The 21,353-nt window shown below is 68.3% G+C and carries 37 protein-coding genes and 1 tRNA gene; 36 read left to right on the forward strand and 2 right to left on the reverse strand.

Annotated features, from left to right (window positions below):
• Positions 1–560 precede the first annotated feature (560 nt).
• Entirely contained in the window at positions 561–998 is a 438-nt protein-coding gene (locus ACF08D_RS18350) for a hypothetical protein (RefSeq protein ID WP_392223714.1), read from the forward strand.
• Here the strand turns inward: ACF08D_RS18350 and ACF08D_RS18355 are convergent.
• On the reverse strand, positions 982–3,066 hold the full coding sequence (locus ACF08D_RS18355) for a hypothetical protein (protein WP_392223716.1): 2,085 nt from the start codon (positions 3,064–3,066) through the stop codon (positions 982–984). The two genes, ACF08D_RS18350 and ACF08D_RS18355, sit on opposite strands and share 17 nt — an antisense overlap.
• Positions 3,067–4,217: 1,151 nt before the next feature.
• Between ACF08D_RS18355 and ACF08D_RS18360 the strand changes: the two genes are divergently transcribed.
• The 23 genes from ACF08D_RS18360 to ACF08D_RS18470 all read left to right on the forward strand — a co-directional run bounded on the left by ACF08D_RS18360 (position 4,218) and on the right by ACF08D_RS18470 (position 17,174).
• Positions 4,218–5,210: a DUF932 domain-containing protein gene (locus ACF08D_RS18360; protein ID WP_392223718.1), complete on the forward strand. Its 993-nt coding sequence runs from the start codon at positions 4,218–4,220 to the stop codon at positions 5,208–5,210.
• A gap of 1 nt (position 5,211) precedes the next feature.
• Positions 5,212–5,412: a hypothetical protein gene (locus ACF08D_RS18365; RefSeq protein WP_392223719.1), complete on the forward strand. Its 201-nt coding sequence runs from the start codon at positions 5,212–5,214 to the stop codon at positions 5,410–5,412.
• An 8-nt stretch (positions 5,413–5,420) separates the two neighbouring features.
• Positions 5,421–5,609, forward strand: a complete 189-nt coding sequence (locus tag ACF08D_RS18370) for a hypothetical protein (RefSeq protein ID WP_392223721.1) — start codon at positions 5,421–5,423, stop codon at positions 5,607–5,609.
• A 539-nt stretch (positions 5,610–6,148) separates the two neighbouring features.
• Complete coding sequence (locus ACF08D_RS18375) at positions 6,149–6,472, forward strand: hypothetical protein (RefSeq protein ID WP_392223723.1); 324 nt, start codon at positions 6,149–6,151, stop codon at positions 6,470–6,472.
• 172 nt (positions 6,473–6,644) lie between these two features.
• On the forward strand, positions 6,645–6,782 hold the full coding sequence (locus tag ACF08D_RS18380; RefSeq protein ID WP_392223725.1) for a hypothetical protein: 138 nt from the start codon (positions 6,645–6,647) through the stop codon (positions 6,780–6,782).
• A 112-nt stretch (positions 6,783–6,894) separates the two neighbouring features.
• The gene (locus tag ACF08D_RS18385) at positions 6,895–7,059 is read left to right on the forward strand and encodes a hypothetical protein (protein ID WP_392223726.1); all 165 of its coding nucleotides are present in this window, start codon (positions 6,895–6,897) and stop codon (positions 7,057–7,059) included.
• Positions 7,060–7,174: 115 nt separating this feature from the next.
• Positions 7,175–7,702: an endonuclease VII domain-containing protein gene (locus ACF08D_RS18390; protein ID WP_392223728.1), complete on the forward strand. Its 528-nt coding sequence runs from the start codon at positions 7,175–7,177 to the stop codon at positions 7,700–7,702.
• Positions 7,590–8,891 carry a hypothetical protein gene (locus ACF08D_RS18395; RefSeq protein ID WP_392224112.1) on the forward strand — a complete coding sequence of 434 codons (1,302 nt, stop codon included), beginning with the start codon at positions 7,590–7,592 and terminating at the stop codon, positions 8,889–8,891. Before ACF08D_RS18390 ends, ACF08D_RS18395 begins: the two co-directional genes overlap by 113 nt.
• Positions 8,878–9,063 carry a BldC family transcriptional regulator gene (locus tag ACF08D_RS18400; RefSeq protein WP_392223730.1) on the forward strand — a complete coding sequence of 62 codons (186 nt, stop codon included), beginning with the start codon at positions 8,878–8,880 and terminating at the stop codon, positions 9,061–9,063. The genes ACF08D_RS18395 and ACF08D_RS18400 overlap by 14 nt, the downstream gene beginning before the upstream one ends.
• A gap of 43 nt (positions 9,064–9,106) precedes the next feature.
• Positions 9,107–9,763: a hypothetical protein gene (locus ACF08D_RS18405; protein WP_392223732.1), complete on the forward strand. Its 657-nt coding sequence runs from the start codon at positions 9,107–9,109 to the stop codon at positions 9,761–9,763.
• Positions 9,760–9,885 (forward strand): hypothetical protein, encoded by a 126-nt coding sequence (locus ACF08D_RS18410; RefSeq protein WP_392223733.1) that lies wholly within the window; start codon positions 9,760–9,762, stop codon positions 9,883–9,885. The genes ACF08D_RS18405 and ACF08D_RS18410 overlap by 4 nt, the downstream gene beginning before the upstream one ends.
• A gap of 15 nt (positions 9,886–9,900) precedes the next feature.
• Complete coding sequence (locus ACF08D_RS18415; protein WP_392223735.1) at positions 9,901–10,152, forward strand: hypothetical protein; 252 nt, start codon at positions 9,901–9,903, stop codon at positions 10,150–10,152.
• 130 nt (positions 10,153–10,282) lie between these two features.
• Positions 10,283–10,352 (forward strand) — tRNA-OTHER (locus ACF08D_RS18420).
• 217 nt (positions 10,353–10,569) lie between these two features.
• Complete coding sequence (locus tag ACF08D_RS18425) at positions 10,570–12,105, forward strand: TROVE domain-containing protein (protein ID WP_392223737.1); 1,536 nt, start codon at positions 10,570–10,572, stop codon at positions 12,103–12,105.
• Between the two features lie 91 nt (positions 12,106–12,196).
• Complete coding sequence (locus ACF08D_RS18430; protein WP_392223739.1) at positions 12,197–12,373, forward strand: hypothetical protein; 177 nt, start codon at positions 12,197–12,199, stop codon at positions 12,371–12,373.
• The gene (locus tag ACF08D_RS18435) at positions 12,370–13,239 is read left to right on the forward strand and encodes a bifunctional DNA primase/polymerase (RefSeq protein WP_392223741.1); all 870 of its coding nucleotides are present in this window, start codon (positions 12,370–12,372) and stop codon (positions 13,237–13,239) included. The genes ACF08D_RS18430 and ACF08D_RS18435 overlap by 4 nt, the downstream gene beginning before the upstream one ends.
• Entirely contained in the window at positions 13,236–13,673 is a 438-nt protein-coding gene (locus tag ACF08D_RS18440) for a hypothetical protein (protein WP_392223743.1), read from the forward strand. Before ACF08D_RS18435 ends, ACF08D_RS18440 begins: the two co-directional genes overlap by 4 nt.
• Positions 13,674–13,773: 100 nt before the next feature.
• Positions 13,774–14,367 carry a hypothetical protein gene (locus ACF08D_RS18445; RefSeq protein ID WP_392223745.1) on the forward strand — a complete coding sequence of 198 codons (594 nt, stop codon included), beginning with the start codon at positions 13,774–13,776 and terminating at the stop codon, positions 14,365–14,367.
• Positions 14,368–14,399: 32 nt separating this feature from the next.
• Positions 14,400–15,698 carry a DNA cytosine methyltransferase gene (locus tag ACF08D_RS18450; RefSeq protein WP_392223747.1) on the forward strand — a complete coding sequence of 433 codons (1,299 nt, stop codon included), beginning with the start codon at positions 14,400–14,402 and terminating at the stop codon, positions 15,696–15,698.
• Between the two features lie 192 nt (positions 15,699–15,890).
• Positions 15,891–16,052, forward strand: coding sequence for a hypothetical protein (locus ACF08D_RS18455; protein ID WP_392223749.1), 162 nt, complete (start codon positions 15,891–15,893; stop codon positions 16,050–16,052).
• Positions 16,049–16,261 (forward strand): hypothetical protein, encoded by a 213-nt coding sequence (locus tag ACF08D_RS18460; RefSeq protein ID WP_392223750.1) that lies wholly within the window; start codon positions 16,049–16,051, stop codon positions 16,259–16,261. Before ACF08D_RS18455 ends, ACF08D_RS18460 begins: the two co-directional genes overlap by 4 nt.
• Positions 16,261–16,428 carry a hypothetical protein gene (locus tag ACF08D_RS18465; protein ID WP_392223752.1) on the forward strand — a complete coding sequence of 56 codons (168 nt, stop codon included), beginning with the start codon at positions 16,261–16,263 and terminating at the stop codon, positions 16,426–16,428. Before ACF08D_RS18460 ends, ACF08D_RS18465 begins: the two co-directional genes overlap by 1 nt.
• Positions 16,425–17,174 (forward strand): hypothetical protein, encoded by a 750-nt coding sequence (locus ACF08D_RS18470; protein ID WP_392223754.1) that lies wholly within the window; start codon positions 16,425–16,427, stop codon positions 17,172–17,174. The genes ACF08D_RS18465 and ACF08D_RS18470 overlap by 4 nt, the downstream gene beginning before the upstream one ends.
• 210 nt (positions 17,175–17,384) lie before the next feature.
• Here ACF08D_RS18470 and ACF08D_RS18475 read toward each other — a convergent pair whose 3' ends face one another.
• The gene (locus tag ACF08D_RS18475) at positions 17,385–17,717 is read right to left on the reverse strand and encodes a hypothetical protein (protein WP_392223756.1); all 333 of its coding nucleotides are present in this window, start codon (positions 17,715–17,717) and stop codon (positions 17,385–17,387) included.
• Here ACF08D_RS18475 and ACF08D_RS18480 point away from each other — a divergent pair.
• From ACF08D_RS18480 to ACF08D_RS18535, 12 genes are all read left to right on the forward strand, one after another.
• Positions 17,701–18,138 carry a DUF1524 domain-containing protein gene (locus ACF08D_RS18480; protein WP_392223757.1) on the forward strand — a complete coding sequence of 146 codons (438 nt, stop codon included), beginning with the start codon at positions 17,701–17,703 and terminating at the stop codon, positions 18,136–18,138. The genes ACF08D_RS18475 and ACF08D_RS18480 overlap by 17 nt on opposite strands.
• A gap of 2 nt (positions 18,139–18,140) precedes the next feature.
• On the forward strand, positions 18,141–18,287 hold the full coding sequence (locus tag ACF08D_RS18485) for a hypothetical protein (RefSeq protein WP_392223759.1): 147 nt from the start codon (positions 18,141–18,143) through the stop codon (positions 18,285–18,287).
• Positions 18,288–18,519: 232 nt separating this feature from the next.
• Positions 18,520–18,909 (forward strand): DUF3310 domain-containing protein, encoded by a 390-nt coding sequence (locus tag ACF08D_RS18490; RefSeq protein ID WP_392223761.1) that lies wholly within the window; start codon positions 18,520–18,522, stop codon positions 18,907–18,909.
• Between the two features lie 55 nt (positions 18,910–18,964).
• Positions 18,965–19,189 (forward strand): hypothetical protein, encoded by a 225-nt coding sequence (locus tag ACF08D_RS18495; protein ID WP_392223763.1) that lies wholly within the window; start codon positions 18,965–18,967, stop codon positions 19,187–19,189.
• A complete protein-coding gene (locus ACF08D_RS18500) occupies positions 19,186–19,488 on the forward strand; it encodes a hypothetical protein (protein ID WP_392223764.1) in 303 nt (100 codons plus the stop codon). The genes ACF08D_RS18495 and ACF08D_RS18500 overlap by 4 nt, the downstream gene beginning before the upstream one ends.
• 10 nt (positions 19,489–19,498) lie before the next feature.
• A complete protein-coding gene (locus ACF08D_RS18505; protein WP_392223765.1) occupies positions 19,499–19,762 on the forward strand; it encodes a hypothetical protein in 264 nt (87 codons plus the stop codon).
• The gene (locus tag ACF08D_RS18510) at positions 19,759–20,175 is read left to right on the forward strand and encodes a hypothetical protein (RefSeq protein WP_392223766.1); all 417 of its coding nucleotides are present in this window, start codon (positions 19,759–19,761) and stop codon (positions 20,173–20,175) included. Before ACF08D_RS18505 ends, ACF08D_RS18510 begins: the two co-directional genes overlap by 4 nt.
• Positions 20,168–20,392 carry a hypothetical protein gene (locus ACF08D_RS18515; protein ID WP_392223767.1) on the forward strand — a complete coding sequence of 75 codons (225 nt, stop codon included), beginning with the start codon at positions 20,168–20,170 and terminating at the stop codon, positions 20,390–20,392. The genes ACF08D_RS18510 and ACF08D_RS18515 overlap by 8 nt, the downstream gene beginning before the upstream one ends.
• Positions 20,389–20,526 (forward strand): hypothetical protein, encoded by a 138-nt coding sequence (locus ACF08D_RS18520; protein ID WP_392223768.1) that lies wholly within the window; start codon positions 20,389–20,391, stop codon positions 20,524–20,526. The genes ACF08D_RS18515 and ACF08D_RS18520 overlap by 4 nt, the downstream gene beginning before the upstream one ends.
• A complete protein-coding gene (locus ACF08D_RS18525; protein ID WP_392223769.1) occupies positions 20,523–20,759 on the forward strand; it encodes a hypothetical protein in 237 nt (78 codons plus the stop codon). Before ACF08D_RS18520 ends, ACF08D_RS18525 begins: the two co-directional genes overlap by 4 nt.
• Complete coding sequence (locus ACF08D_RS18530) at positions 20,743–20,973, forward strand: hypothetical protein (protein ID WP_392223770.1); 231 nt, start codon at positions 20,743–20,745, stop codon at positions 20,971–20,973. The genes ACF08D_RS18525 and ACF08D_RS18530 overlap by 17 nt, the downstream gene beginning before the upstream one ends.
• On the forward strand, positions 20,970–21,305 hold the full coding sequence (locus tag ACF08D_RS18535; protein WP_392223771.1) for a hypothetical protein: 336 nt from the start codon (positions 20,970–20,972) through the stop codon (positions 21,303–21,305). Before ACF08D_RS18530 ends, ACF08D_RS18535 begins: the two co-directional genes overlap by 4 nt.
• Positions 21,306–21,353: the final 48 nt, after the last annotated feature.

Here is a 21,353-nt window from a genome sequence, read left to right on the forward strand (position 1 = left end):
CTCCAGCGGCAGGAGGGCCGCCAGAGGCTCATCCGGTTCCTGATCTGCGAGACGTGTTTCGAGCGGGGGGCGTCGGGACCCGGATACGGGTCGGGCCCGGGTGGTCTCCGCAGGGCGAACCGAGTCCGCCGAGTGGTGGGGCCTGGCCGGCCGGGGCGCGGCGCTCCCGCCCCAGGCATGTGTGGCCGGGTGCGGCCTGGTCGTGGTGCGGGGGCGGAGGTGTTGATGCGAGGGGTGACCTGCTCGCGGGCCTGCCGCACTTCCCTCACGCGGAAGCGTAACGGGGGGCGGGGATCGGGCCGACCCTGCGGCGCCTGCGGCGAGGCCGTTAGGACTGGGCGTACAGATGCTGCGTACTGCGATGCAGCGTGCCGGCAGAAGGCGTACCGCCGTCGGCGGGCCAACCGAGCCACGAATCCGGTCTGCAGCCCCAACGACCAGCACGGCTAGCCGTAACACCGCGGCTTGGCGAGGTTTCTCCAAGCCCGGCGGAAAGCGAGCGTGCCTTGTGAAGGTCCTGTGAGTAGGATCTTCATGACGATCAATCAGAAAGGTTCGCTATGAAGACCTCTGTTAACAGGCGCGCTGCTGCCATCCTGACGACCGCTGCTCTTACTGTCGGTGGTGTCATGTCGGCCGGTGTGGGCAGCGCCGCCGCGGCGGCGCCGTCTAGTGCGTCGTTCTCCTCGGGCCCCATGCTGCCCGATGGGTCGCGCACCATATTCGTGTACGCCGAAGGCAAGTACGCCGGCAAGGCGGTCTGGACTGCCAACGGTGACAAGCTTCAGGCATTCGACACTGTCGCGGACGGCTTCGGTATTGCGGCTTACATAAGCACCAGTTCCGGTGTGCGCGAGGCCAGCACGTACGGTCACAGCTCCCCGTACACGGCGACGAAGACGGGGAACATCGCAGAGGGTACGAGCCTGGGCTTCTGGGCCTGCGTGGGCGGTGCTGCAGGACAGAGGTGTTCCGAGGTCGTCAGCGCCAAGGCGTAACGGCGCCCTCGCGGCGATCTGCCCGGGGCCCCAAGCCTTTCGTGCTTGGAGCTCTGGGCGGGAGGGCCGAACGCCGTACGGGCCGGGTCCAGTTGGTCGGCCGGTAGATCGGCGAGGCGGTCCGCGTTTTTGACCCGGTGCGCCCTGAATCCGGGCCGTGGCTACCCGCCGGCTCCAACCCGGATACGGCGGGATTGGACGAGGCGATGCCCCGGGCGCGGACAGCTTCGGCCCCGTCGATCCATTGAGCGCAGGAGGGGCCGGGCAGCGGCAGGCCGCCCATGTAGTGAGCGAGGTCGGCGTAGTAGGCGTAGTCGCCTGTCCGGGTGAGTTCGCGCAGGCGGTCGACGACGGCACGGACCTTGTCCTGCTCGCCGAGGACGGCGTGGTGGAAGGCGAGGGCCAATTCCAGGACGGCTTCAGCGGCGGTGATGCCGGCGCCGCGGGTCTCGGCCCTCAGGTCGCACGCGACCTCGAGGCCGCGCGGAGTGCCGGCGTCGCGGACGAGCGCGGCGATTCTCACGATGAGGCTGGTGGCGCGCAGGTCCAGGCCGGTCAGGAGCTGCTCGGCGAGGTGAATCTCGTCGTCCGCGACGGCGGGGTCGGTGAAGGCCGCCACGAGCGCGCGCTGGGCCTGGCTTGTGGCGCGTTCCCCGGCGACGCCGTGCTGCTCGGCCAGGTTGCGAGCGACGGCGTAGGCGGCGGCAGCGGGGCCCATGTCGCCGTGCGGCCACAGGATGTCGCCTTTGACGCGGTGCTGGCGGCCGTGCCAGCCGAGGGTGCGTGCGGTGTCGTACGCGGTGGGGAAGTCACCGGCGAGGCGGGCGAGGTGGGCCAGCCCCCGCCGGGCGGCGGGGGCCAGGCGGCCGCCACCGTCGGCGACGAGCTGCATCCCGCGGCGGGAGGCGGCGGAGTCTCCGAGGTCGCGCTGGGCCTTGGCGAGGTAGTAGACGGCCATCTCGTGCAGGTCGGCGGGCAGCAGTCCGGCACTGGTGACGGCCGTGAGGCGGGAGGCGGTGATCGAGCGGTGCTCGTGCTGGCGACGGGCGAGAGTGGCCAGGAGCTCGACGAGTGCGTCGGCCGCCGTGGCCACACCGCTGGCGCCGCCGTCGCGGGCGGGTGGGGCGATCGGCTCCCACACCGAGTCGCCGACGTACGCCCAGGCGGCGTCGGCCAGCCAGCCCAAGTCGAGTCGGAAGTCGCGGGCCAGAGCCAGGCCCTGGCGCAGGTAGCCGACCAGCAGCAGCCGGTCCCGGCCGGTGCGCGCGCTGTACTGCTCGCCGAGGGCGGCCAGCGCTCGCTTGGCTGCATGCTCCCAGTCGCGAGGTGACCAGCGGTCCTCGGCCTGGTCGTCGGCGCCGCGGACGGTGGAGCGGATCAGCCCGTGCAGGTGATACGGCCACAGGCCGAAGACGTTCTCGCGGACGAAGGGCCGTTCGATCAGCCGCAGGGCCGGCGCTTCGTGGCGCAGTCCGGCGGCCGCGGTGGCCAGGGGCAGGTCGAAAGCGTCCAGCAGGCTGATGGAGCGCAGGACGTGCCGCTCGTCGGGAGTGAGGTCGGACAGAGTGCGGGCGATCAGTGCCGGGAAGTCGTGGTCGAAGTCGGACGGCTGCGGGGTGCGGCCGGTGCGGCGGATCTCCAGGAACCGCATCACCGACAGGTCCAGGTACAGCGGCAGGCCGTGGGAACGGTCGGTGATGACCTGCGGATGTCGGCGCTGATCGCCCGGCCAGGCGGCGGGGCCGGTGTAGTCGAGCTGTCCCTGGAGGGCGCCGTCGGCCCATTGCAGGCGGGAGCGGCCGGTGATGACGAAGAAGCAGTTCGGCATCAGCCACACCACCCTCTGGATGAGGCGCTCCAGGTCGCGGTGCGTGCGGTCGCCGACGTCCTCGAAGGTGTCCAGCAGGATCACCGGCATGACGCGCTTGTCCGCTGGCAACTGTGCGAGCTCCCAGGCCAGCAGGTGCGGGTAGAAGGACAGCGCCTCCAGGTCGCATTCGGCCTCCAGTAGGTCCGCCAGCCGCGCGCACCCGGCGAGCGCCCGCACGGTCTGTCGCCGCTCCCGCAACGCCCCCGTGATGTGAAACGATCAGAGATGCCGCACTTGACCGCGTGGCGCTCGCGGTAGTCGACCGGGTCAAAATTCTGCTGTCGATCACCGCGGGAGCCGCGCTGCTTGTGTGACGCGTCTGGTCGGCCTTGCTCGGGATGGTGCAGCGAATACTTCGAGTCGCCGCGCTGCCCGGCCGTCACCACGATCGATAGAGGCTTCTGACCCTGCTCGGACAGCCAAGTGCAGTTTGGTGATGAACCCGCCGCGCCAACGTCCCAGTCCGTGATCACGCGGCTCGGTGACGACACCGTCCGGCGGTTCCTTCTGCGGGTCACCGTGATTCCGGGCCCATGGCCTCATGCTGATGAGCGCGACAAACCGTGGAGTCGACGCTCAGGTCCCACGAGATCGTTCCCTGCGCGCCGGCCAGGGCCTGGAGCGGGGTGAGAAACCGATTCCAGGTGCCACCCCGCTGGCACCGGCGGAATAGGTCGCAGATCCGCCCCCACGCCCCGAGCTCGACGGGCACATCCCGCCACGGAACACCGGTCCGGACGGTCTCCCACCGCCACTTGCGGGCTTCGGCACGCCTGGTCGACCCATGGTGGGCGCGCGCACTCCGGGGCTGCCAACTATGGTGTCCCACCACATACGCCGCTGACCTGCCCATTCCTACGGTGTGGCGACACGCTTACGTCCCCTCGAACATCAGGAAGTGGTGCCGATGTCCTCCCCCGCGACCGCTCCACCCGCCGAGTCGAATCTCCGGCGCATCGTCGCCGCGAGTCTCATCGGCACGACCATCGAGTGGTACGACTTCTTCTTGACGGGCTCTGACCTGCGGTAACGCGGCGAGCCTACATCACATATCGCTCCCCCTGGTACCTCGGTGCCGGGGGGTTTTCCACCGGTTCGTTCCGGTGGCGGCGCGCATGGTCCCGGGCGTGAGGAGCACGAACGGGCGGCAAGGCCCCGAACTGGAGCCCCGAGCCTGGGGCCGGACTACCCGAGGAACGGCACCTACCGCGCAGTGAGCGCAAGTACATGGTCGTACGGCATCGCGAACCGTACGGACGGTGCGACACAACCAACAACAAGGGCGGCAGCAGCTTCGGCTGGTGCCGCCTTTTGCATCCCCAACCACCTCTCATCCCAAGGTGATCAGCATGTCCAGTGAAACCCGCGACTGGCTCAGCAGCAACACCCTCATAGGCTTCGTCGAGAAGCGCGGCAAGGCGTGGCACTACCGCGAGGGCGACGACAACCACTTCCCCGGCCCCATCCCCGTCGAGGTCGTCCAGCGACGACTGTTCGACTGGACGGCCGAAGAGCGCAATCTCTACGTCCAGGGTCAGCCTGGCTGCATCCCCGACCGCAAGGCCATCGTCCGCAGCGACAACGGCCACGTGATGGGCATCTTCAAGCCCGGCTATCGGCCCCACCAGTACGGCGAGTGGCTGCTGACCGGCGTCTCCAACATTCTGGACGACCACCTGCAAATCGGTTCTGCCGGCCTTCTCAGGGGAGGCGCCGTGGCGTGGGTTTCGGTGGAGGTTCCGGAGAACATCGAGACGCCCGAGGGTGTCGTGTTCCGCCCCTTCCTGCTGGCGGCAACGTCGTTCGACGGATCAGTGGCCACCACCTACAAGCGCGTCGTCACCAACGTCGTTTGCGACAACACGATGCGGGCGGCGCTGGACCGGGAAGTCGGCCAGGTCTTCAAGGTGCGGCATTCCTCCAAGAGCATCGAGCGCCTGGACGACGCCCGCGAAGCTCTCGGAATCGTCTACGGCATCGCCGACGACTTCTCCGCCCAGGTAGCGGCACTGTCGGCGATCGACGTCAGCGACCGTGCTTTCGACCGCATCCTTGACGATGCTGCCCCCTTCCCGGAGGACCCCGAGGATTCGCCGCGAGCCGCAACGCTGGCGGAAAAGAAGCGCGACACCCTGTGGGAACTCTGGCGCAATGACGACCGGGTTTCTCCCTGGCGCGGAACAGCGTTCGGTGCCTGGCAGGCGTTCAACACTTACCTGCATCACGAGGGCCATGTTCGCGGAATGTCCCGACCGGAGCGGAACATGATCCGCGCTGTCGACGGGACGATCGAAACCGCTGACGCTGAAACGATTCAGCGGATTCTGGCACTGGCGGCGTGAGATGGAGATGAACGAAAGGCGAGAGGCGCGGCTGAGGAAGTCGGTATCCGGAATCATCAACCGCGCTCTCTACAACAACCCCTTCGCGGTCACTATCGCCCCGGACGATCTATTCATCTGGGAAATCGTGAAGCTGGTCCGCAACGACACGATCCGAGAAATGCAAGCAGTTCTGGACGAGCTGCGCGTACCTGAAAAGTGAGATCAAACATGAAGCATCCCAAGGGCATCGGCACCAATCATCATTCCGCCAAGATGAACACCGCCAAGGTGCGGCAAGCCCGTAAGTCGTTCGCCACCGGAAGGTGGACGCAGGCGGCCCTGGCCCGGAAGTACGGGATCAGCGGGCCGTCGATGGCGGCCATTCTGCAAGGCCGGACCTGGAAGCACGTGGCATGAAGGAAACGATGATGGAGTACGTCAAGGCTCCCCCTGCCGTCAGTTTTGACAACAGGGGGAGGCGACACAAGCAGGAAACTCTCGACGCAGTCGCGGAGCTGAAGAAGCGGCGAAACAAGTGGGCCGTATGGCCCGAGCCATTCCCCTCGCCGCAGCTCGCCGCACAGCGGGCCTACCGTCTCCGGAAGCAATTCCCGGGCATGGAAACCGTGGCGCGAACCGTCGATGGCCAAAGCCACGTCTACGTCCGCTGGACTGGCTGATATACACCCTCACGTAACCGGGAGCTGGACAACTACCCGCAATTTCGTGAGGGCCCTACGCCCCTCCCCGCGCCCTGTGACGGGCTGCGTGTGGGAGGGGTCGCCGCTCCCCCGGTCCTACCTTCCGGGGTCGCAGCGGCACCCCCGGACCCTCTCGCCTTACGCCACGGGAGGGTCCGGGTCCAAGCCCCCGGCGCCCGCTTTGCGGGATGGATCTCCGCCCTTGGGATGGGGCGGGCGCCGGGCCTCATTCCCATCCCCGACTGGAGTCCCGTCATGACCCCCTGGCCGCAGGACCCGAACGGCGACATGACGCCGATCCTCGAAGCCTCTCTCGAAGACGCCAAGCAGCGTCACCCATCCGGAAAGGCGGTGATCGACATGACCATCGATCCCCCCACCCTGACCGCGGCCGACCGGTGTGACAGCCGGTGCCCGGCTGCGGCGGCCTACCGGATGTGGAAGCCGACGCCGGCCGGGCACAGCGAGATCGATCTCTGCGCCCATCACTGGCGCGAGAACGCCGCTGCCCTGGTCGCCCAGGGGTTCGTCGTCGTCTGCGGCGGGGACCCCGTCGAGCTGGACGGAGCACCGTCATGAGTTCCGTATTGACCGTAGTCGTTTCGGGCCGAGTCCAGCGGCAGGTCTCAGCGACCGCCGCGCGCCGCGCACAACTCGCCCGCCTGGTCCGCGAAGATCCCCGCCCTGGCGCTCTCTGGGAGACGCGGGGGCGCACTTCCGAGCGTCTCGTCTACAGCGCAAGGGGCTCGTCGTGAGCTGGACGTGGAAGAAGCCCCCGGACAGCGAGCCGTGGGCACAGTCGGACTACTACGGGCAGCGGGCGCGACTGTGCGCGGTGATCTCCATCGCCCTGGCGCTCGTAACGATCATCCTGAAGGTGACGTCATGAGGCCCAGCGACTACCCCAGAGCCAACACCAAGATGGAAGTCGTCCGCACCGTCGTGGGCGTGGTCCAGCTCGTGGTCGCTGTCGCGACCCTGCTCCTGGTGGTGATGTCCCGATGAAGCAGCGACGGAAGCCCGTACGCGGGCGCTGGTACCAGAACGAGACGGCGGCCGACGCCGAGCGCCGGGACCGCCAGCGCCTGGCCCGGCAGCGAGCCCGGCGCGAGTCGCTACGGGCTGAACGGCTCCTGACCCCGCCCCGGACGGAGGATCCGGAATGAGCGATCACCGCCGCCGTGTCAGCGACCGGCAGTTCTATGCCCTGCTGTGCGCGGCCCTCTTCGCCCTGATCCTCGTGCTCGGCACCATCGTCGACCTCGTCGAGGGCTGACCCGGATGCCGGATCACGCTGGCGGACGGCCCCGGAAACCCATCTGCAAGGACTGTCCGCCCAACCTTCGCCGGCCCGCCCCCAACCCGGGGCCGAGGTGCGCGACGCACTGGCGGGAGGAGCTGCGGCGCCGCGCGAAGGCCACCCACGAGCGCCGGGTCCTGACCACCTACGGCCTCGGCCCCGGCGACTACGACCGGCTGTACGACTACCAGGAGCGCCGCTGCCCGATCTGCCGCCGGGCCACCGGCAAGACGCGGAAGCTGTCCGTCGACCACGACCACAAGTCGGGCGCCGTGCGCGGGCTGCTGTGCCGCCCCTGCAACACCATGCTTGGCCACGGCCGCGACGATCCCCAGTTCTTCATCCGGGCCGCCGTGTACCTGATCGATCCGCCATACCCACAACTGAATAGAGGAGGTGCCCCCGCTGAGCGACTACAAGAACTGCCACGTGTGCGGGAAGGCCCTCAAGCCGACCCAGGCGGGGAAGTACCGGATCCACACCCACATGGGCCGCCCGGAAAAGTGTGAGGCGTCCGGCACCTACATACCGGCGCCCGAGCTGCCGGAGACCCTGACCGGCGTGGTGCCGCCGCTGGAGGACGACGAATGTACGGATGCGGCCTCGCCGACTGCCCCGTCTGCGGAGTTCTCGACGGTCGCTGCGACGGCCCCTGCGACATCTGCGACCACTACGACCGGATCTTCCCCGACCGGGCCGGGACCGGAGGCCGTTGCATCGAGCGGTGCGAATGCGACCGGTGCCGTGGTGATCCCGGGGGCGACTGAGTACGCCGAGCAGCTGGGCGGCGTGGCGGCCGCACAGTACGAGGCGTACCGGACGAGCGTGAACTCGGCTGCGTTGAGTGCCGCCGCTGAGCGTGTGCGCTTCGCACAGCCGGCGAGCTGGGATGAACCGGTGCTGTTCAGCCAGCCGACGGGCGGCAAGCCTGCGGCGCGGCCGATGACTGACCTGGGGAAGGAGGTCACGGCCCGGCTCAAGGAGATGTTCCATGGATATACGAACCGTCAGGAACGGTCGCAGCAGGCAACTCTCGGTCCTTCCGAAATCGGGTCACCATGTGACCGTCGACTGGCGATGTCCCTCATGCGGATGCCGAGGGTCAATCCAGGTGGTGACAACTGGGCCTCGTTTGTCGGGACATGCATCCATGCTGGCCTCGCTGACATGCTCACATGGGCAGACGCCGGGTCTGGTCGCTATGCGGTCGAAACACCCCTGATCTTCCCGAGTGAGCTGGTACCCCGGGGGACCGGTGACCTGCTGGACCGGGTGCTGCTGATGTTCCTCGACCACAAGGCGATGGGCCGCTGGTCGCGGGACAAGCTGAAGGCGCACGGCCCGAGCCAGACGTACCGGGTGCAGGTCCACACCTACGCCTACGGTGCCCGGCTGCGGGGCGAGCAGGTCGACCACGTCGCCATCGTCGGCTGGCCCCGGGACGAGGCCAGCCTCGATGATCTGTACACCTGGACCGAGCCTTACAACCCGAAGATCGCGCTCGACGCGTTCGCGCGGGTCGAGCGGATCGCCGAACGCGTGCAGGACGAACAGTGCGTCCCGGCCGTGCTCGGCGAGCCCACCGACTTCGCCGCGGTGTCGGCCGCCTTCCCCGTCGCCCCCGACTGCCGGTGGTGTCCGTTCCATCTGCCCGGCGCGAAGGATCTGTCGGGGGGTGGGTGCAATGGCCGAGCCTGAGCTGATGCGTCCCAGCGAGGTGGCCGAGCTGTTCCAGGTCGACATCCGCACCGTGAGCCGCTGGGCCGACGAGGGACGCCTCCGAGCCGTACGAACCCTGGGCGGCCACCGCCGCTACTACCGCGCGGACGTGATGGTGCTGTGGCACCAGGCCGGCGCCAAGGCCACGTAGTGCGCGCCCCACAACTTCACAACAACCGAATACGGAGACCCGCGTGACCACACCTCCCCAGTTCTCCCGCCCCGCCGGTCAAGGAGACATGTTCAACGCCCACGAGCACAAGGGCAGGCTTCTCCTGATCTACCCGAAGGCATACGACCCGCAGGCGAAGACGTCGAAGGGCATCGGCCCCGCTGCCGACGCCGACATTGTCGTGGTCGACGCCACCGACCCCACCACGGGCCAGCCGCCCGTGTTCCACGACGGCCGGATCTTCGGCAACCTGGCCAAGAGCGTCCGCAACGACGTCGGCGGCCAGGTACTCGGGCGTCTCGACCAGGCCATGACCAGCAGCGGCAACGAGGCTTGGGTGCTGCGCGATTACACCGACGCCGACGCTGCCATGGCGGGGCCGGTGCACGCCGCGTTCCAGGCTGGGCAGTTCAAGCAGCCGTCCTCCGGCATGCCGCAGCAGGCGCCCCCGCAGTACGACGCCTGGGCGGGGATGAACGCCACCCCCGCACCGCCGCCGGCGGCGACCCCGCCCCCCGCGGCGTGGCAGGCGGCGGGTGCCCCTTCGACGGCCCCGGCCCCTGCACCGGCTGCGGGCGTTGAACCGGCCCTGGCGGACTTCCTCCGCAGCAAGGGCATCAACGTGACCCCCGACATGACGCAGGACGGGGCGATGCAGCTCGCCGCGATGTTCCGGTGACGCGCAACGAAGACCGGGCGGCCATGGGCTGTCTCGGCACATTCTTCCTGCTGTACCTCGCCGGGGCCGGCGTCGCGCTGTGGGGACTCATCGAACTCGTCCTCTGGATCACCAGCAAGTAACCAAGGAGACCCGCCATGACCGAGACCACCACCACCCGCAAGCGGCCCGGCCGTAAGCCGTCCGCGCTGAAGGCCGCCGCCAACCGGTTCGAGGAGGCGAAGGCGAAGGCCGACAAGGCGCGCGCCGCGCACGCCAAGGTCGAGCACATCGTCGAGACGCTGGAGACGGCGGAGACCGAGGAGCAGCAGGCCCTCGAAGACCTCCAGAACACGATCGCCGAACTGGCCGGCGACGACACCGACAGCGTCGCCGACTACGACGAATAACCCCTTGACGCCCGGTATCATTTCGGGCATTCTTGGGCAAGCTGGTCAGGTGCGAAGGCCCGGGATACTTCACTGAAAATGGAAATGATCCCCGAGCCGACCCCGATCTCTGACCCTCTGAGCATCGATGCCAGGTGCGCAGGAGACGGATACTTCGTTTGAGGAACGAGTGGTCGCAGGTTCGAGTCCTGCCACCTGGGCCTGGCCCGGGTGTAGCTCAGTTGGCAGAGCGCTTACGTACCGTCACCGATTTGATCTCTGGCATCCCCCAGATCTTCACCGTTCGCGGTGCGCAGGCAGTCGGATACTTCCCCACTTAGAAAGCCCGGCCGCCCCCCTGATCTCGCGAACACCCCCTCTCTCAAAGACGCCCCCACCAGGGCGTCTTTTTCGTTGCCCTGAAAGGGGAAACCCGCCGTGTCTCGTTTCAACACCCGCACCGCCAAGGCCACCGGACGCTCCCCGATCAAGAGCACCAACCCGACCGCGACGTACGAGGGCGGGCAGGGTTACTTCCGGGACGCCAAGTCGGAGCTGTTCCTGCTGGCCGTCTCCAACTTCGTCTCCCAGAACGCCTTCTACGAGAACGGCGGCCAGCGCGACGACCGGTACACGCAGCTCATACACGCCCTGGCGGTCGAAGACCCGGACTGGGTCACCGACATGCTCACCTGGCTGCGCGGTGAGGGCAACATGCGCACCGCCGCCCTCGTCGGCGCCGCTGAGTTCGTCAAGGCCCGCCTCGACAAGGGCCTCACCGGGCGCAATCGCAAGGTCATCGACGCGGTGTGCCAGCGGCCGGACGAGCCGGGCGAGCTGCTGGCGTACTGGACGTCCCGCCACGGCCGCTCCGTGCCGAAGCCGATCAAGCGCGGCCTGGCCGACGCGATCCGGCGCCTGTACAGCGAGCGGTCGCTGCTGAAGTACGACACCGCCTCGCACGCCTACCGCTTCGGTGACGTCATCGAGCTGGTTCACCCGACGCCGACGGCGCCGTGGCAGGGAGACCTGTTCGAGCACGCCATCGACCGGCGGCACAAGCGGGACAAGCCGGTGCCCGAGTCGCTGCACATGGTCCGCGCCAACGCTGTTCTGCGCGCTTCCGGCGACGTGGACCTGTGGCTCGACTCGAATGCTCTTCGCGGTGCAGGTATGGCGTGGGAGGACGCGCTGTCGGCGTTCGGGTCGAAGGTCGACAAGGCGCAGCTCTGGGAGGCCATGATCCCGTCGATGGGGTACATGGCGCTGCTGCGGAACCTGCGGAACTTCGACGAGGCCGGCGTCAGCGACGAGGTGGCCGCCACCGTCGCCGCCCGGCTCGCGGACCCGGACGAGGTGGCCCGGTCCCGTCAGCTCCCGATGCGCTTCCTGTCCGCCTACCGCGCGGCGCCGTCGCTGCGGTGGGCCTGGGCGCTGGAGAAGGCGGTGAACCTGTCGCTGGCCAACGTGCCGGAGCTGCCGGGGCGCACGCTGATCCTGGTCGACCGGTCGGGCTCGATGCACTGGGGCACGTCCCAGCACTCGCAGCTCACGTTCGCGGACGCCGCCGCGGTCTTCGGGTCGGCGCTGGCGCTGCGGGCAGTGAATGCGACGCTGGTCGAATTTGGTACCCGCAGTCAGGAAGTGCCGTTCCGGTCGTCGGAGTCGCTGCTGCCGATGCTGGCACGGTTCCACGACCTGGGCGGCACGCTCACCACCGAGGCGGTCCGGCAGCACTTCAGCGGCCACGACCGGGTGGTGATCGTCACCGACGAGCAGGCCCACAGCTGGGCCAGCCCGGGCAGCGCCCTGCCGCCGAGCGTCCCGCTCTACACCTGGAACCTTCTCGGCTACCAGGCCGGGCACGAGGCGGGCCAGGGCAACCGCCACACCTTCGGCGGCCTGTCGGACGCGTCGTTCCGGATGATCCCGCTGCTGGAGGCCGGACGCAACGCCGACTGGCCCTGGAAGTAGCCCGGCGAGGGTGCCTGTGCGGGCAAGGCATTAAACGGCTCTCCGAATAGCAACTGAGCGCCCTCGCCACCCACAACTGAATAGAGGTCACATGTCATGCAGTGACTGCGACATTCACCACGCCATCGCCGAGCGTCTCGACGCCTGGAACACCGCCTACAAGGCCCTCAACAACCGCGAGTGGGCCGAGGAAGTTCTCGTGGCGCCGGCCGATGTGCTGTACCTCGCCATGTTCCTCACCAACGGAACGATAGGAGAGCCACAGTGAAGCTCGCCGACGCCGCCCGGGCCGTCGCGATGGGGCTCGCGGTGTTCCCCGTCAACCCGTGCGGCACGGTCTGCCCGGAGACCGGGGAGCTGATCGACAAGCAGCCGCACCTGCTGTGGCCCGGCAAGCCGTACAAGGTCAAGTGGGGCGAGGTCGCCACCCGGGATCCCAACATGATCTCCGCTTGGTGGACGCACTCCCCCAACGCCAACATCGGCATCGCGTGCAGGCCCTCCGGGCTTCTGGTCGTGGACTGCGACAAGGCCAAGGACGGCAGCGACGAAGACGGCCTCGACCAGTTCTTGGACGTCTGCGCAAGACTCGGCCTCGACGTCGCCGACATCTGCAACACCTACACCGTCGTCACCGGCTCCGGCGGCACCCACCTGTACTACCGCTGGCCAGAAGACGTCCAGGCGTCGCAGGCCGGCCTCGCCGCGTACGGCGCCCCGCTCGTCGACATCCGGTCCAACGGAGGCCAGCGCGGCGGCTACGTCCTAGGCGCCGGGAGCGAGACCACCAAGGGCCGCTACGTCCTCGACTACGACGTCCCCTTCCGCGACTGCCCGCCCGAGCTGGTGGAGCTGTGCCGGGAGAAACCCAAACCGAAGAGGGAGAAGTCCTTGTTCTCACACCCCGGCGGCGGCAGCTACGGCGGCCTCGCCGAGAAGGTCATGTACGCCCCCGAAGGCAACCGGAACAACTGCCTGCTCTGGGCGTCCCGCGCGATGTGCGAGGACGGCGCCTCCGAGGAGGAGGCCCTGAACCTCCTCGGCCAGGCCGCCGCAGCCGCTGGGCTGACCGAGCGGGAGGCGGAACAGACCATCCGCAGCGGCTACCGCGTGCAGCAGCGGGCGATGGCATGAGCCGGGCCCGCAAGGCGAAAATCTGGGCCTGGGTCCACGTAGCCCTGGCCGTGGTGTGGATGGCACTGGTCGTCCCCACGATGCTGTGGTGGAAGGACTCGATCCTCTGGGTGCTGCTCATCTCGATCTACGCCAACATCGTCGGCCACTGGTCCGCGTACCAGGCCGCGAAGGCGGAGGAGAGCGGCGAGACCAACCCGCCCCAGGACGGCTCCGGGCAGGACGCGAAGGCGCCCGAGCCGGACGCTGCCGGTGCCTGGTCGGCGACCCGGCTGGAGCCGGGCGATGCGGACTACGACGAGGAGTACCCGTGGCGGCCCCACCTGGCCGTTGGTGACGACGCCTCGGTGGTGCTGCCCGTGCGCTGCCGGTCGGAGGGCGACGCTCTCGACTTCATCGAGAAGTACATCGTGGACAAGGGGGTGAACGAATGACCGAGATGCAGGCGTGGATCCTCATCGTCATCGCCGGAATCTACGTGATCGCTTCCATCTTCCACCGGGCCTGACCCAGCACAAGACAGGACAACTACATATGGGGACCGATATCCACGGCGTGCTGCAAACGCGGTACGCGGCCGGCGGTTACTGGTACACCGACTGCCGGATGGAGGACGACCGCAATTACCGGCTCTTCGCCGCCCTGGCCGACGTCCGCAACGGCGCCGGGTTCGCCGGTGTTAAAACGCACGAACCGATCGAGCCGATCGCTGCACCACGCGACTGGCCCAAGGACTTCAATCTGGACAGCACGAAGGGCGTCACGTGCGGCTATGACGAGGAACCCTGGTTGGGTGACCACTCCTTCTCCTGGCTGTCGCTCCCGGAGGTCATGGACTGGAAGGGCTGGGACCAGCCGCTGAACGAATGCGGCTACATCAGCCGTGCGGAGTACGAGTCCTGGGACCGGGTGAGCCCTCCGCCGAAGGGATGGAGCGGCGGTATCTCCGGCCGCAACATCGTCCTCGCAGAGGACGGCGTCCCGCCCCCGCCCGGATGGACGCATGTCCGGGTCTACTGGACCCGACCGCTGCGAGAGAGCTGCGAGACCTTCCTCGCCTGGACCCGATACGCCGCTGCCAAAGCCGGCGGGTACGAGGCCCGCATCGTCTTCGGCTTCGACTCCTGACCCAGCACAACAACTGAACAGCGGAGCGGCCGATGCCGACCCTTATCGATCTGTTTTGCGGGGGCGGCGGCAGTTCAACCGGCGCCGTCTCCGTCCCCGGTGTCGAAATCCGGATGGCCATCAACCACTGGAGGCTGGCGGTCGACACCCACAACGACAACCACCCCAGCGCCGACCACGACTGCGCCGACATCTCTCAGGTCGACCCCCGCCGGTACCCGCGCACCGACATGATCTGGGCGTCACCGTCGTGCACCAAGCACAGCGTCGCCCGGGGCGTGAAGGACGACCCAGAGAACATCGACGCCGAGCGCTCTCGCGCGACGATGTGGGACGTCCAGCGGTTCGCGGAGCATCACCGCTACCGGCTGATCTTCGTGGAGAACGTCTGCGAGGTCCGGAAGTGGAACGGCTTCCGGGGCTGGCGGGTCTCGATGGAGGACACCGGCTACTGCCTGCACGAGGTGTTCCTGAACGCGGCCTTCGCGGGCGCGCTCGGGCCGGCCGCCCCGCAGTGGCGCGACCGCTGGTTCTGCCTCATGCACCCGAAGGGCACCCGGTGCCCGGACGTGCCCCGCTACACCAGCCCGCGCGCCTGGTGCCCGGACTGCGAGGCGGTCCGCAACACCTACCAGTCGTGGAAGGACCCGGGGAAGCAGGCCGGGAAGTACCGGCAGCAGTACGTCTTCCGCTGCACCGCATGCGGCCAGCAGGCGGAGCCGGAGACCCGGCCGGCTGCCGAGGCCATCGACTGGGCACTCCCCGCGCAGCGCATCGGCGACAGGACTCGCCCGCTGGCCGACAAGACCATGGCGCGCATCCGGCTCGGCCTGGAGCGCTACGGCACCGCCCTGGTGCCAGTGGAGGGCAGGGAGGGCAAGCAGCCCTCGCCGGTCACCACGCCGCTCCGTACCTGTACGGCCAGGAACGAGACGGGGCTGCTCGTCCCGGCCGGCGGCACGTGGAACGACACCGCCTACCTCACGGACCAGCCCTTCCGGACCCGCACGACACGCGAGAGTGAAGGCGTCGTCATCCCGCCGTTCATCGCCGAGCTGCGCGGCGGCGGCAGCAAGACGAGGCCGGTGTCCGAGCCCCTGGCCACGGTGTGCGCCAGCGGCAACCACCACGGCCTGGTTGCCCCCGCTGCCCCGGTGCTGGAGGACTGCTCCTTCCGGATGCTGAGCCCGGCCGAGTACGCCGCGGCGATGGCGTTCCCGGACACCTACCGCTGGCAGGGCTCGAAACGGGACCGCGTCCGGATGGCCGGGAACGCGGTGCCGCCGAACATGGCCCGCGACCTGGTCGCGTGCGGGATGGCGAGCCTGTGATGGCGAAGTCGAAACGCATCGGCCAGAACGAGCTGGACCCGGTGATTGTCGCCCGCATCCGCGCCGATATCGCGCGCTGGGAGGCCGGGCTCTGGGCGGAGGAGAACGCGTACGGACCAGCGTGCCGCTGCGGAATACGACGCAACCCTCTGCCGACCGGATACGCCATCGATGACGGAAGGTGCCCTCGCCATGGAGGACGAGAAGCAGGCACGGCAGCTGTGGAATGACTTCCTGGCCGTGCTGATGGAAAGGGGCTGGGAGGTGTGCGTCGGTGACCACACCGTTGACATCGTCATCCCCGGCCAGGAGGGGCCGATCTCAGACCGGTACGTGCCGGTGCATCACCTGTGAACATTCCGGCGGGGCGTTCGATCGTGACCGTTCCGCTGCCGGGTGACGCGGTCTTTCTCCTCGACTACGCGATCAACCGGGCCATCAGACGAGATTGCCGCCTCACGTTCCAGGAACGCATCGCCCAGATGTGTGCGGCAGAGGAGATCAAGTACGGGCTGAACGGGCACTGCCTGATGCTCAACTGCCCCTGTTGTGGAGGCTTGTGATGAAGTACCGAGCAGAGCTGAAGTTCTTCGAGACCGAAGAGGCCGTCTCGCCGATCGGCCAACAGAGGTATATCGCCTCCGTCGTCATCGACGGCGAGAGCCGGACGTTCGTCGCCGACGTGGTGCGGCTCGCTGCCGACTCGTTCCAGGAAGAGGGCGAGAGGTGAGCAGCGAGCTGATCGTCGTTCTCTCGGACCTCCAGGTCCCGTACCACGATCCGAGCTACATCAAGGTGATGAAGAAGTTCATCGCCGCGGTGAAGCCCTCGCAGAAGGGCCAGATCGGTGACCTGATGGACCAGCCCGAGGTGGGCCGCTGGAACAAGGGAGCGGCGGGCGAGTTCTCCCCCACCTTCTGGAAGAACGTCAAGATCACTCGCGAAATCCTCGACACCTTCGACCTTGACTGGATCAAGGTCGGCAACCACGACGAGCGCATGGAGACGTACATCGACCGGTATGCCCCCGCGCTGGGCGGCCCCGACTCCGAGTTCACGCTCGACGCCATCCTCGGCATCAAGGACCGGAAGACCCGACTGGAGCGCAGGCCCTTCAGGGTCGCGCCCGGCTGGATCGCCGCCCACGGGCACGAGGGCAGCCTGTCCCCCGTCCCCGGCCGCACCGCCTTCGGTCTCGCCCAGCGCTGGAACGCGTCGGTCATGTGCGGCCACACGCACCGCCTGGGCACGGTGTCGACCACCGTCGGCCTGCCCGGCAGCCGGCGGACGATCACCGGTATGGAGATCGGTCACGGCATGCACGAGAAGCACGCCACGTACATCAAGTCCGGCTCCCCAAACTGGCAGAAGGGGTTCGGGATCTTGGTCGTGGACGGCGGCCACACCTTCCACCACGTCGTGCACATGCGGCCGGACTGCTCCTTCACCTTCGACGGAAAGGTTTGGCGACCATGATCTACTTCTTCCTCGGCCTCATCCTCGGCGCCGTGATCGCCATCGGCGAGGACGAGCGCGACGACCTCGCCGTCATGGAGGAGTACGCGAACGGAGGCGGCGGCGGGTGACCCGGCACCGGCGGCCCCCGCGGCGCCGGTGGCATGCCTGGGCGCTGTGGCTGGCGTTGACCCTGCTGGGTGTCACCGTCGTGTACGCCGTCCCCCGAGATCAGGAGTCGCGGCCCGCGCCCTGGACGCCGACGTCGTCCGCGCCGGCCACCACGCCGCCGTCCCCGACACCGACACCAACACCGTCCCCGGCGCGGACGCCGACACCAACGCCGACACCGAAGGCGACACCGAAGGCGACACCGACGGTGAAGCCGACGGTGAAGCCGGCCCCGACGCGGAAGGCGCCGGTTGTTCGCCAGACGCCCCGAACAACCTCGCCGCCCCCGGCAGCGGCACAGAAACCCGCTCCCCCGCCACGGCCACCGGCACCGAAGCCGCCCTCGGCGCTGACGCGGGCGGTGCAGGCCCTGAAGGTGGAGCCGGAGCACACCACCGGCTACTACCGGGACGCCTTCGGCTACGCCGGTACGCGGGTCCGGGCCTGGATCCTCAACCACGAGCGCCGCGACGACGGCAGCTGGTTCTCGCGGTGGGACGGCCGCTTCACCAGCGACCCGTCGACCCTCGACATCGATCACACGGTGGCGCTGAAAGAGGCGTGGGACTCGGGCGCCTGGGCGTGGTCGGAGAACAAGCGCCGGACCTTCGCCAACGACGAGGTCAACCCCTTCACCCTCAACGCCATCACCAGCTCCCTGAACCGCTCGAAGAGCGACCAGGACGGCGCCTGGGCGGCCCCGGCGAACCGCTGCCAGTACGTCCAGCAGGTGGCGTGGATCAAGACCTTCTACGGGCTGTCGGTCGACCCCGACGAGAAGCGCGTGATGCTCGACGTGGCACGGAGGTGCTGAGCGTGACCCCACAACCGAAGAAGCCCGAGGCCGGCAAGGGCGAGGGCAGGAAGCGCAAGACGAAACAGCCGACCCAGCGCCCGCCGATGCAGCGCATCAAGGTCATCGGCGCGGACGGCAAGGTCCGGTGGGATTGGAGGCCCTGGTGAAGGAACCCGAAGGCCACCGGCAAGGCCAGTTCGACGCCATCTGCCTCGGATGCCTGGATCACTGGCCGTGCCCGGCGTGGAGAAAGTGGACGAGGTCTAAGGCCTACCGGATCACGCGGCTCGAACGGGAGTCGGCCCAGATGGCGAACCAGATCACCGAGCTGACGACGTCGCTGGACGCGCTGCGGGTCACGGTGCGGGAGATGCAGGCGCTCATGGAAGGAGCGCGGCTGTGAGGCGCCGGATGGCGCCCAACCCGGCCTTCCCGCAGGGCGTCTCGCACTCCAAGGAGCACGACGAGAACGCGGGCTGCCCCTTCCCTCCGCCGTGCAAGCCGGTCGCCGTGAAGCAGGAGCAGCCGCCGGCGGACAGCCCGTACGAGGACAGCTTCAAGGCCCTCGACAACGGCGCCAGCCCGTCGGACCCGTCGACCGCGCCCAAGCACTACCAGGGCAAGGCGATGCAGCCCTGGCAGATCTGGGAGGCGTACGACTTGGACCCGTGGGCGGCGAACGTCATCAAGTACGTGCTCCGAGCCGGGAGGAAGGGACCGAAGCTGATCGACCTCCAGAAGGCGCGGCACTACCTCGACTACCTCATCGAAAAGGAGCAGAAGACATGACCATCGCCGGTATCGCCCTCGTAGTCCTGATCATCATCGTGCTGTTCATCCTGCTGTGATCCAGCTCATACAGGTCAGGTTCCTCGACACCGAACGCCTCTACACCTACTTCTGGACCTTCTATCCCGACGACGGCGGCACGCCGCTGAAGATCGGCGACCGCGTCGAGGTGCCGCCCAACTGGTTCAACCCGGAGGGTAGTTCCGGCACGGTGGCCGCTCTCGGCAGCGATTACGACGGACCCAACCTGCAACAGATCGTCCGGGTGATCCACCCATGAACGAGATCAGCAGCGACCCGCACGCGATGCTGCTGGCGATGCACAACTACGACGTGCCCTGCCTCTTCCAGCTCACCGACGAGTGCGAAAGGCGGGCCTCGTGGCTCGCGGTCTTCCGGCACTACGAGGAGACGGACTGCGTCGCCACGCCCGCACCCCTGTGCGAGCAGCACATGACCATGGTCCGCAGCGCCTCCGACCCATTCTGGCGGCAGTGGTACGGCAGCCAGCCCGTCACCTGCGAGAAGTGCGGGCGGCCGGTCGAACTGGACCGCATCGAACCCATCAAACCCACCTAGGGAGCCCACGATGTTCACCAACCCCTACCTGCGCACCTTCCCGCCGGAACGTTTCTCCATCGACATGGTCAGCGACGGCACATCGACGCTCGTCGAGATCGTCGACAACGCGTACGGGGCGCTCGTCCCCAGCGTCATCGGCGTCGGCAGGTCGAAGCGCCGCAAGAAGGACGCCCGCAACGACGTCCTCGGCCAGGCCCTCGCCATGCAGCGGGCCTTCCTCGACGCCGCCGAACGGCTTCAGGAGACCATCGACAAGGCGGGACGGATATGACGGAGCGCGAGTACCCGGGTGACGTCAAGCCGGTCAAGTTCAAGCACGCGAAGAGCGGCGCCTTCGACCCGCAGGTGCTCGAAGAGATCGCCAACGAGGTGCGCGAGTTCGACCGGATCCAGGGCCCCGAGCACAAGCGGACCAAGGCCACCGAGGACATCGTCAGCGTCCTGGAGAAGATGCAGAAGACGCTCGCGAAGGAATCCAGGTTCAGCGAGAGCGCCCGGCGTGATGAGCGCAAGACGCTCGCCGCCGAGGTCCAGGCCGCCAAGGCGATGGGCGTCCCGTCGTCGCTGCTGGTGGAGAGCCAGCCGGTGAAGGAGATGCTGAGGCGACTGGGCGCCCCGGACTGGCGGCCGTGGTCACCGCTGATGCCGGTGCAGATGCAGAATCCGACCCCTCCCGATGAGTGACACCGCCGTCTACCTCCCGGGCGGCACCGTCAGCCACCGGCTGAAGTGGAACCACTCCCCCAACGGCGCCGGCTCCGAGGCACTGTGCGGTCGCACCGCCTGGCCGGGCTACTGGTACGGCACCGGCAGCCAGGACGAGGAGGAGAAGGCGGCCTCGCTGCCGCTGTGCGTCGCGTGCGCCGCCATCATCCGCCACCGGGCAGGGGGTGTGCCGTGAAAACCCACGTCCACGTCTGGACCGGCTACTCCTTCGTGGCCTTCGATCCTGACGCCCGCATCGGCGCCCACCTGATCGAGGTCCGTTACTGCGGCTGCGGCCACAAGCACGTCCGTCCGTGGCGGCCGGAGTGAGCTGGGGCTTCTGCTCGCACTGCCACCGCCTGGAGCCGGTCGACGACGGGGTCCTCGTCGAGCATTTCCGGTCGGCGAGCACGAGCCGCGACAAGTCCCGGCCCAACACCATCTGCGGCGGCAGCGGCGAGGCCCCGTCGCCGCAGCCGGGACCCGACGTGCCGCAGCCGCGGTGCCCGTGCCTGCTGTGCGAGCCCGCCAGAGACGAGGAAGCCGATGCCGACGACGACTGAACCCGTTACCGATGCTGACGCCATTCAGGCCGAGTTCTTCCCGGCGCACTACCGGTGCGAGGTCTGCTATCCGGACGAGGGCGCCTGGCCCATCAAGGCGATCTGCGGAGCCGAGCTGCTGGGGTTGCCCGTCCCGGACGGCGTCCCCACCTGCGTGGCCTGCGACCGCCTCCTGCTTGATCACCTTTTGCGACACACCTGGGAGCGCGAGTGAAGGACAGTAGCGACTACCTGCGGGAAGCCGCCGAATACATAGCCGAGCACGGACACCACAAGGGCAGTTACGAGCACTGGTCGGCCGGCGCCGAGCACCCCGTCACCTGCGCCCTCGGCGCCCTCCGGCGCGTCACCGGTGACCGAGGGATGATGGGGGGCAGGTTCTACGAGGCTGCCGCGCTGTTGGGGTCTCACCTGGAACGCGAAGGGCTGATCCCTCGCTACGAGGGCGTGGTCCCGCTGAGTCACATCCCTATCTGGAACGATGCCCCGGAGCGGACCGCCGAGGACGTGATCCTCGCGATGAAGCGGGCGGCCGAGGATGAGTAGGTGGACGCCGCTGGAGATCGTGGCGCTGCTCGTCATCTACGCCGTGAT

The sequence above is a fragment of the Streptomyces sp. NPDC015131 genome, from assembly GCF_043079975.1.
Lineage (GTDB): Bacteria > Actinomycetota > Actinomycetes > Streptomycetales > Streptomycetaceae > Streptomyces.

What these genes read in the sequence shown, in the direction of transcription:
- ACF08D_RS18445 (WP_392223745.1), top strand. Translation starts at nt 13,774, where the DNA reads ATGGGGACCGATATCCACGGCGTGCTGCAAACGCGGTACGCGGCCGGC.
- ACF08D_RS18530 (WP_392223770.1), top strand. Translation starts at nt 20,743, where the DNA reads ATGCCGACGACGACTGAACCCGTTACCGATGCTGACGCCATTCAGGCC.
- ACF08D_RS18350 (WP_392223714.1), top strand. Translation starts at nt 561, where the DNA reads ATGAAGACCTCTGTTAACAGGCGCGCTGCTGCCATCCTGACGACCGCT.
- ACF08D_RS18505 (WP_392223765.1), top strand. Translation starts at nt 19,499, where the DNA reads ATGTTCACCAACCCCTACCTGCGCACCTTCCCGCCGGAACGTTTCTCC.
- ACF08D_RS18430 (WP_392223739.1), top strand. Translation starts at nt 12,197, where the DNA reads ATGTCATGCAGTGACTGCGACATTCACCACGCCATCGCCGAGCGTCTC.
- ACF08D_RS18450 (WP_392223747.1), top strand. Translation starts at nt 14,400, where the DNA reads ATGCCGACCCTTATCGATCTGTTTTGCGGGGGCGGCGGCAGTTCAACC.
- ACF08D_RS18385 (WP_392223726.1), top strand. Translation starts at nt 6,895, where the DNA reads ATGAAGCAGCGACGGAAGCCCGTACGCGGGCGCTGGTACCAGAACGAG.
- ACF08D_RS18455 (WP_392223749.1), top strand. Translation starts at nt 15,891, where the DNA reads ATGGAGGACGAGAAGCAGGCACGGCAGCTGTGGAATGACTTCCTGGCC.
- ACF08D_RS18465 (WP_392223752.1), top strand. Translation starts at nt 16,261, where the DNA reads ATGAAGTACCGAGCAGAGCTGAAGTTCTTCGAGACCGAAGAGGCCGTC.
- ACF08D_RS18360 (WP_392223718.1), top strand. Translation starts at nt 4,218, where the DNA reads ATGTCCAGTGAAACCCGCGACTGGCTCAGCAGCAACACCCTCATAGGC.
- ACF08D_RS18370 (WP_392223721.1), top strand. Translation starts at nt 5,421, where the DNA reads ATGAAGCATCCCAAGGGCATCGGCACCAATCATCATTCCGCCAAGATG.
- ACF08D_RS18390 (WP_392223728.1), top strand. Translation starts at nt 7,175, where the DNA reads ATGCCGGATCACGCTGGCGGACGGCCCCGGAAACCCATCTGCAAGGAC.
- ACF08D_RS18500 (WP_392223764.1), top strand. Translation starts at nt 19,186, where the DNA reads ATGAACGAGATCAGCAGCGACCCGCACGCGATGCTGCTGGCGATGCAC.
- ACF08D_RS18415 (WP_392223735.1), top strand. Translation starts at nt 9,901, where the DNA reads ATGACCGAGACCACCACCACCCGCAAGCGGCCCGGCCGTAAGCCGTCC.
- ACF08D_RS18365 (WP_392223719.1), top strand. Translation starts at nt 5,212, where the DNA reads ATGGAGATGAACGAAAGGCGAGAGGCGCGGCTGAGGAAGTCGGTATCC.
- ACF08D_RS18375 (WP_392223723.1), top strand. Translation starts at nt 6,149, where the DNA reads ATGACCCCCTGGCCGCAGGACCCGAACGGCGACATGACGCCGATCCTC.
- ACF08D_RS18440 (WP_392223743.1), top strand. Translation starts at nt 13,236, where the DNA reads ATGAGCCGGGCCCGCAAGGCGAAAATCTGGGCCTGGGTCCACGTAGCC.
- ACF08D_RS18400 (WP_392223730.1), top strand. Translation starts at nt 8,878, where the DNA reads ATGGCCGAGCCTGAGCTGATGCGTCCCAGCGAGGTGGCCGAGCTGTTC.
- ACF08D_RS18510 (WP_392223766.1), top strand. Translation starts at nt 19,759, where the DNA reads ATGACGGAGCGCGAGTACCCGGGTGACGTCAAGCCGGTCAAGTTCAAG.
- ACF08D_RS18515 (WP_392223767.1), top strand. Translation starts at nt 20,168, where the DNA reads ATGAGTGACACCGCCGTCTACCTCCCGGGCGGCACCGTCAGCCACCGG.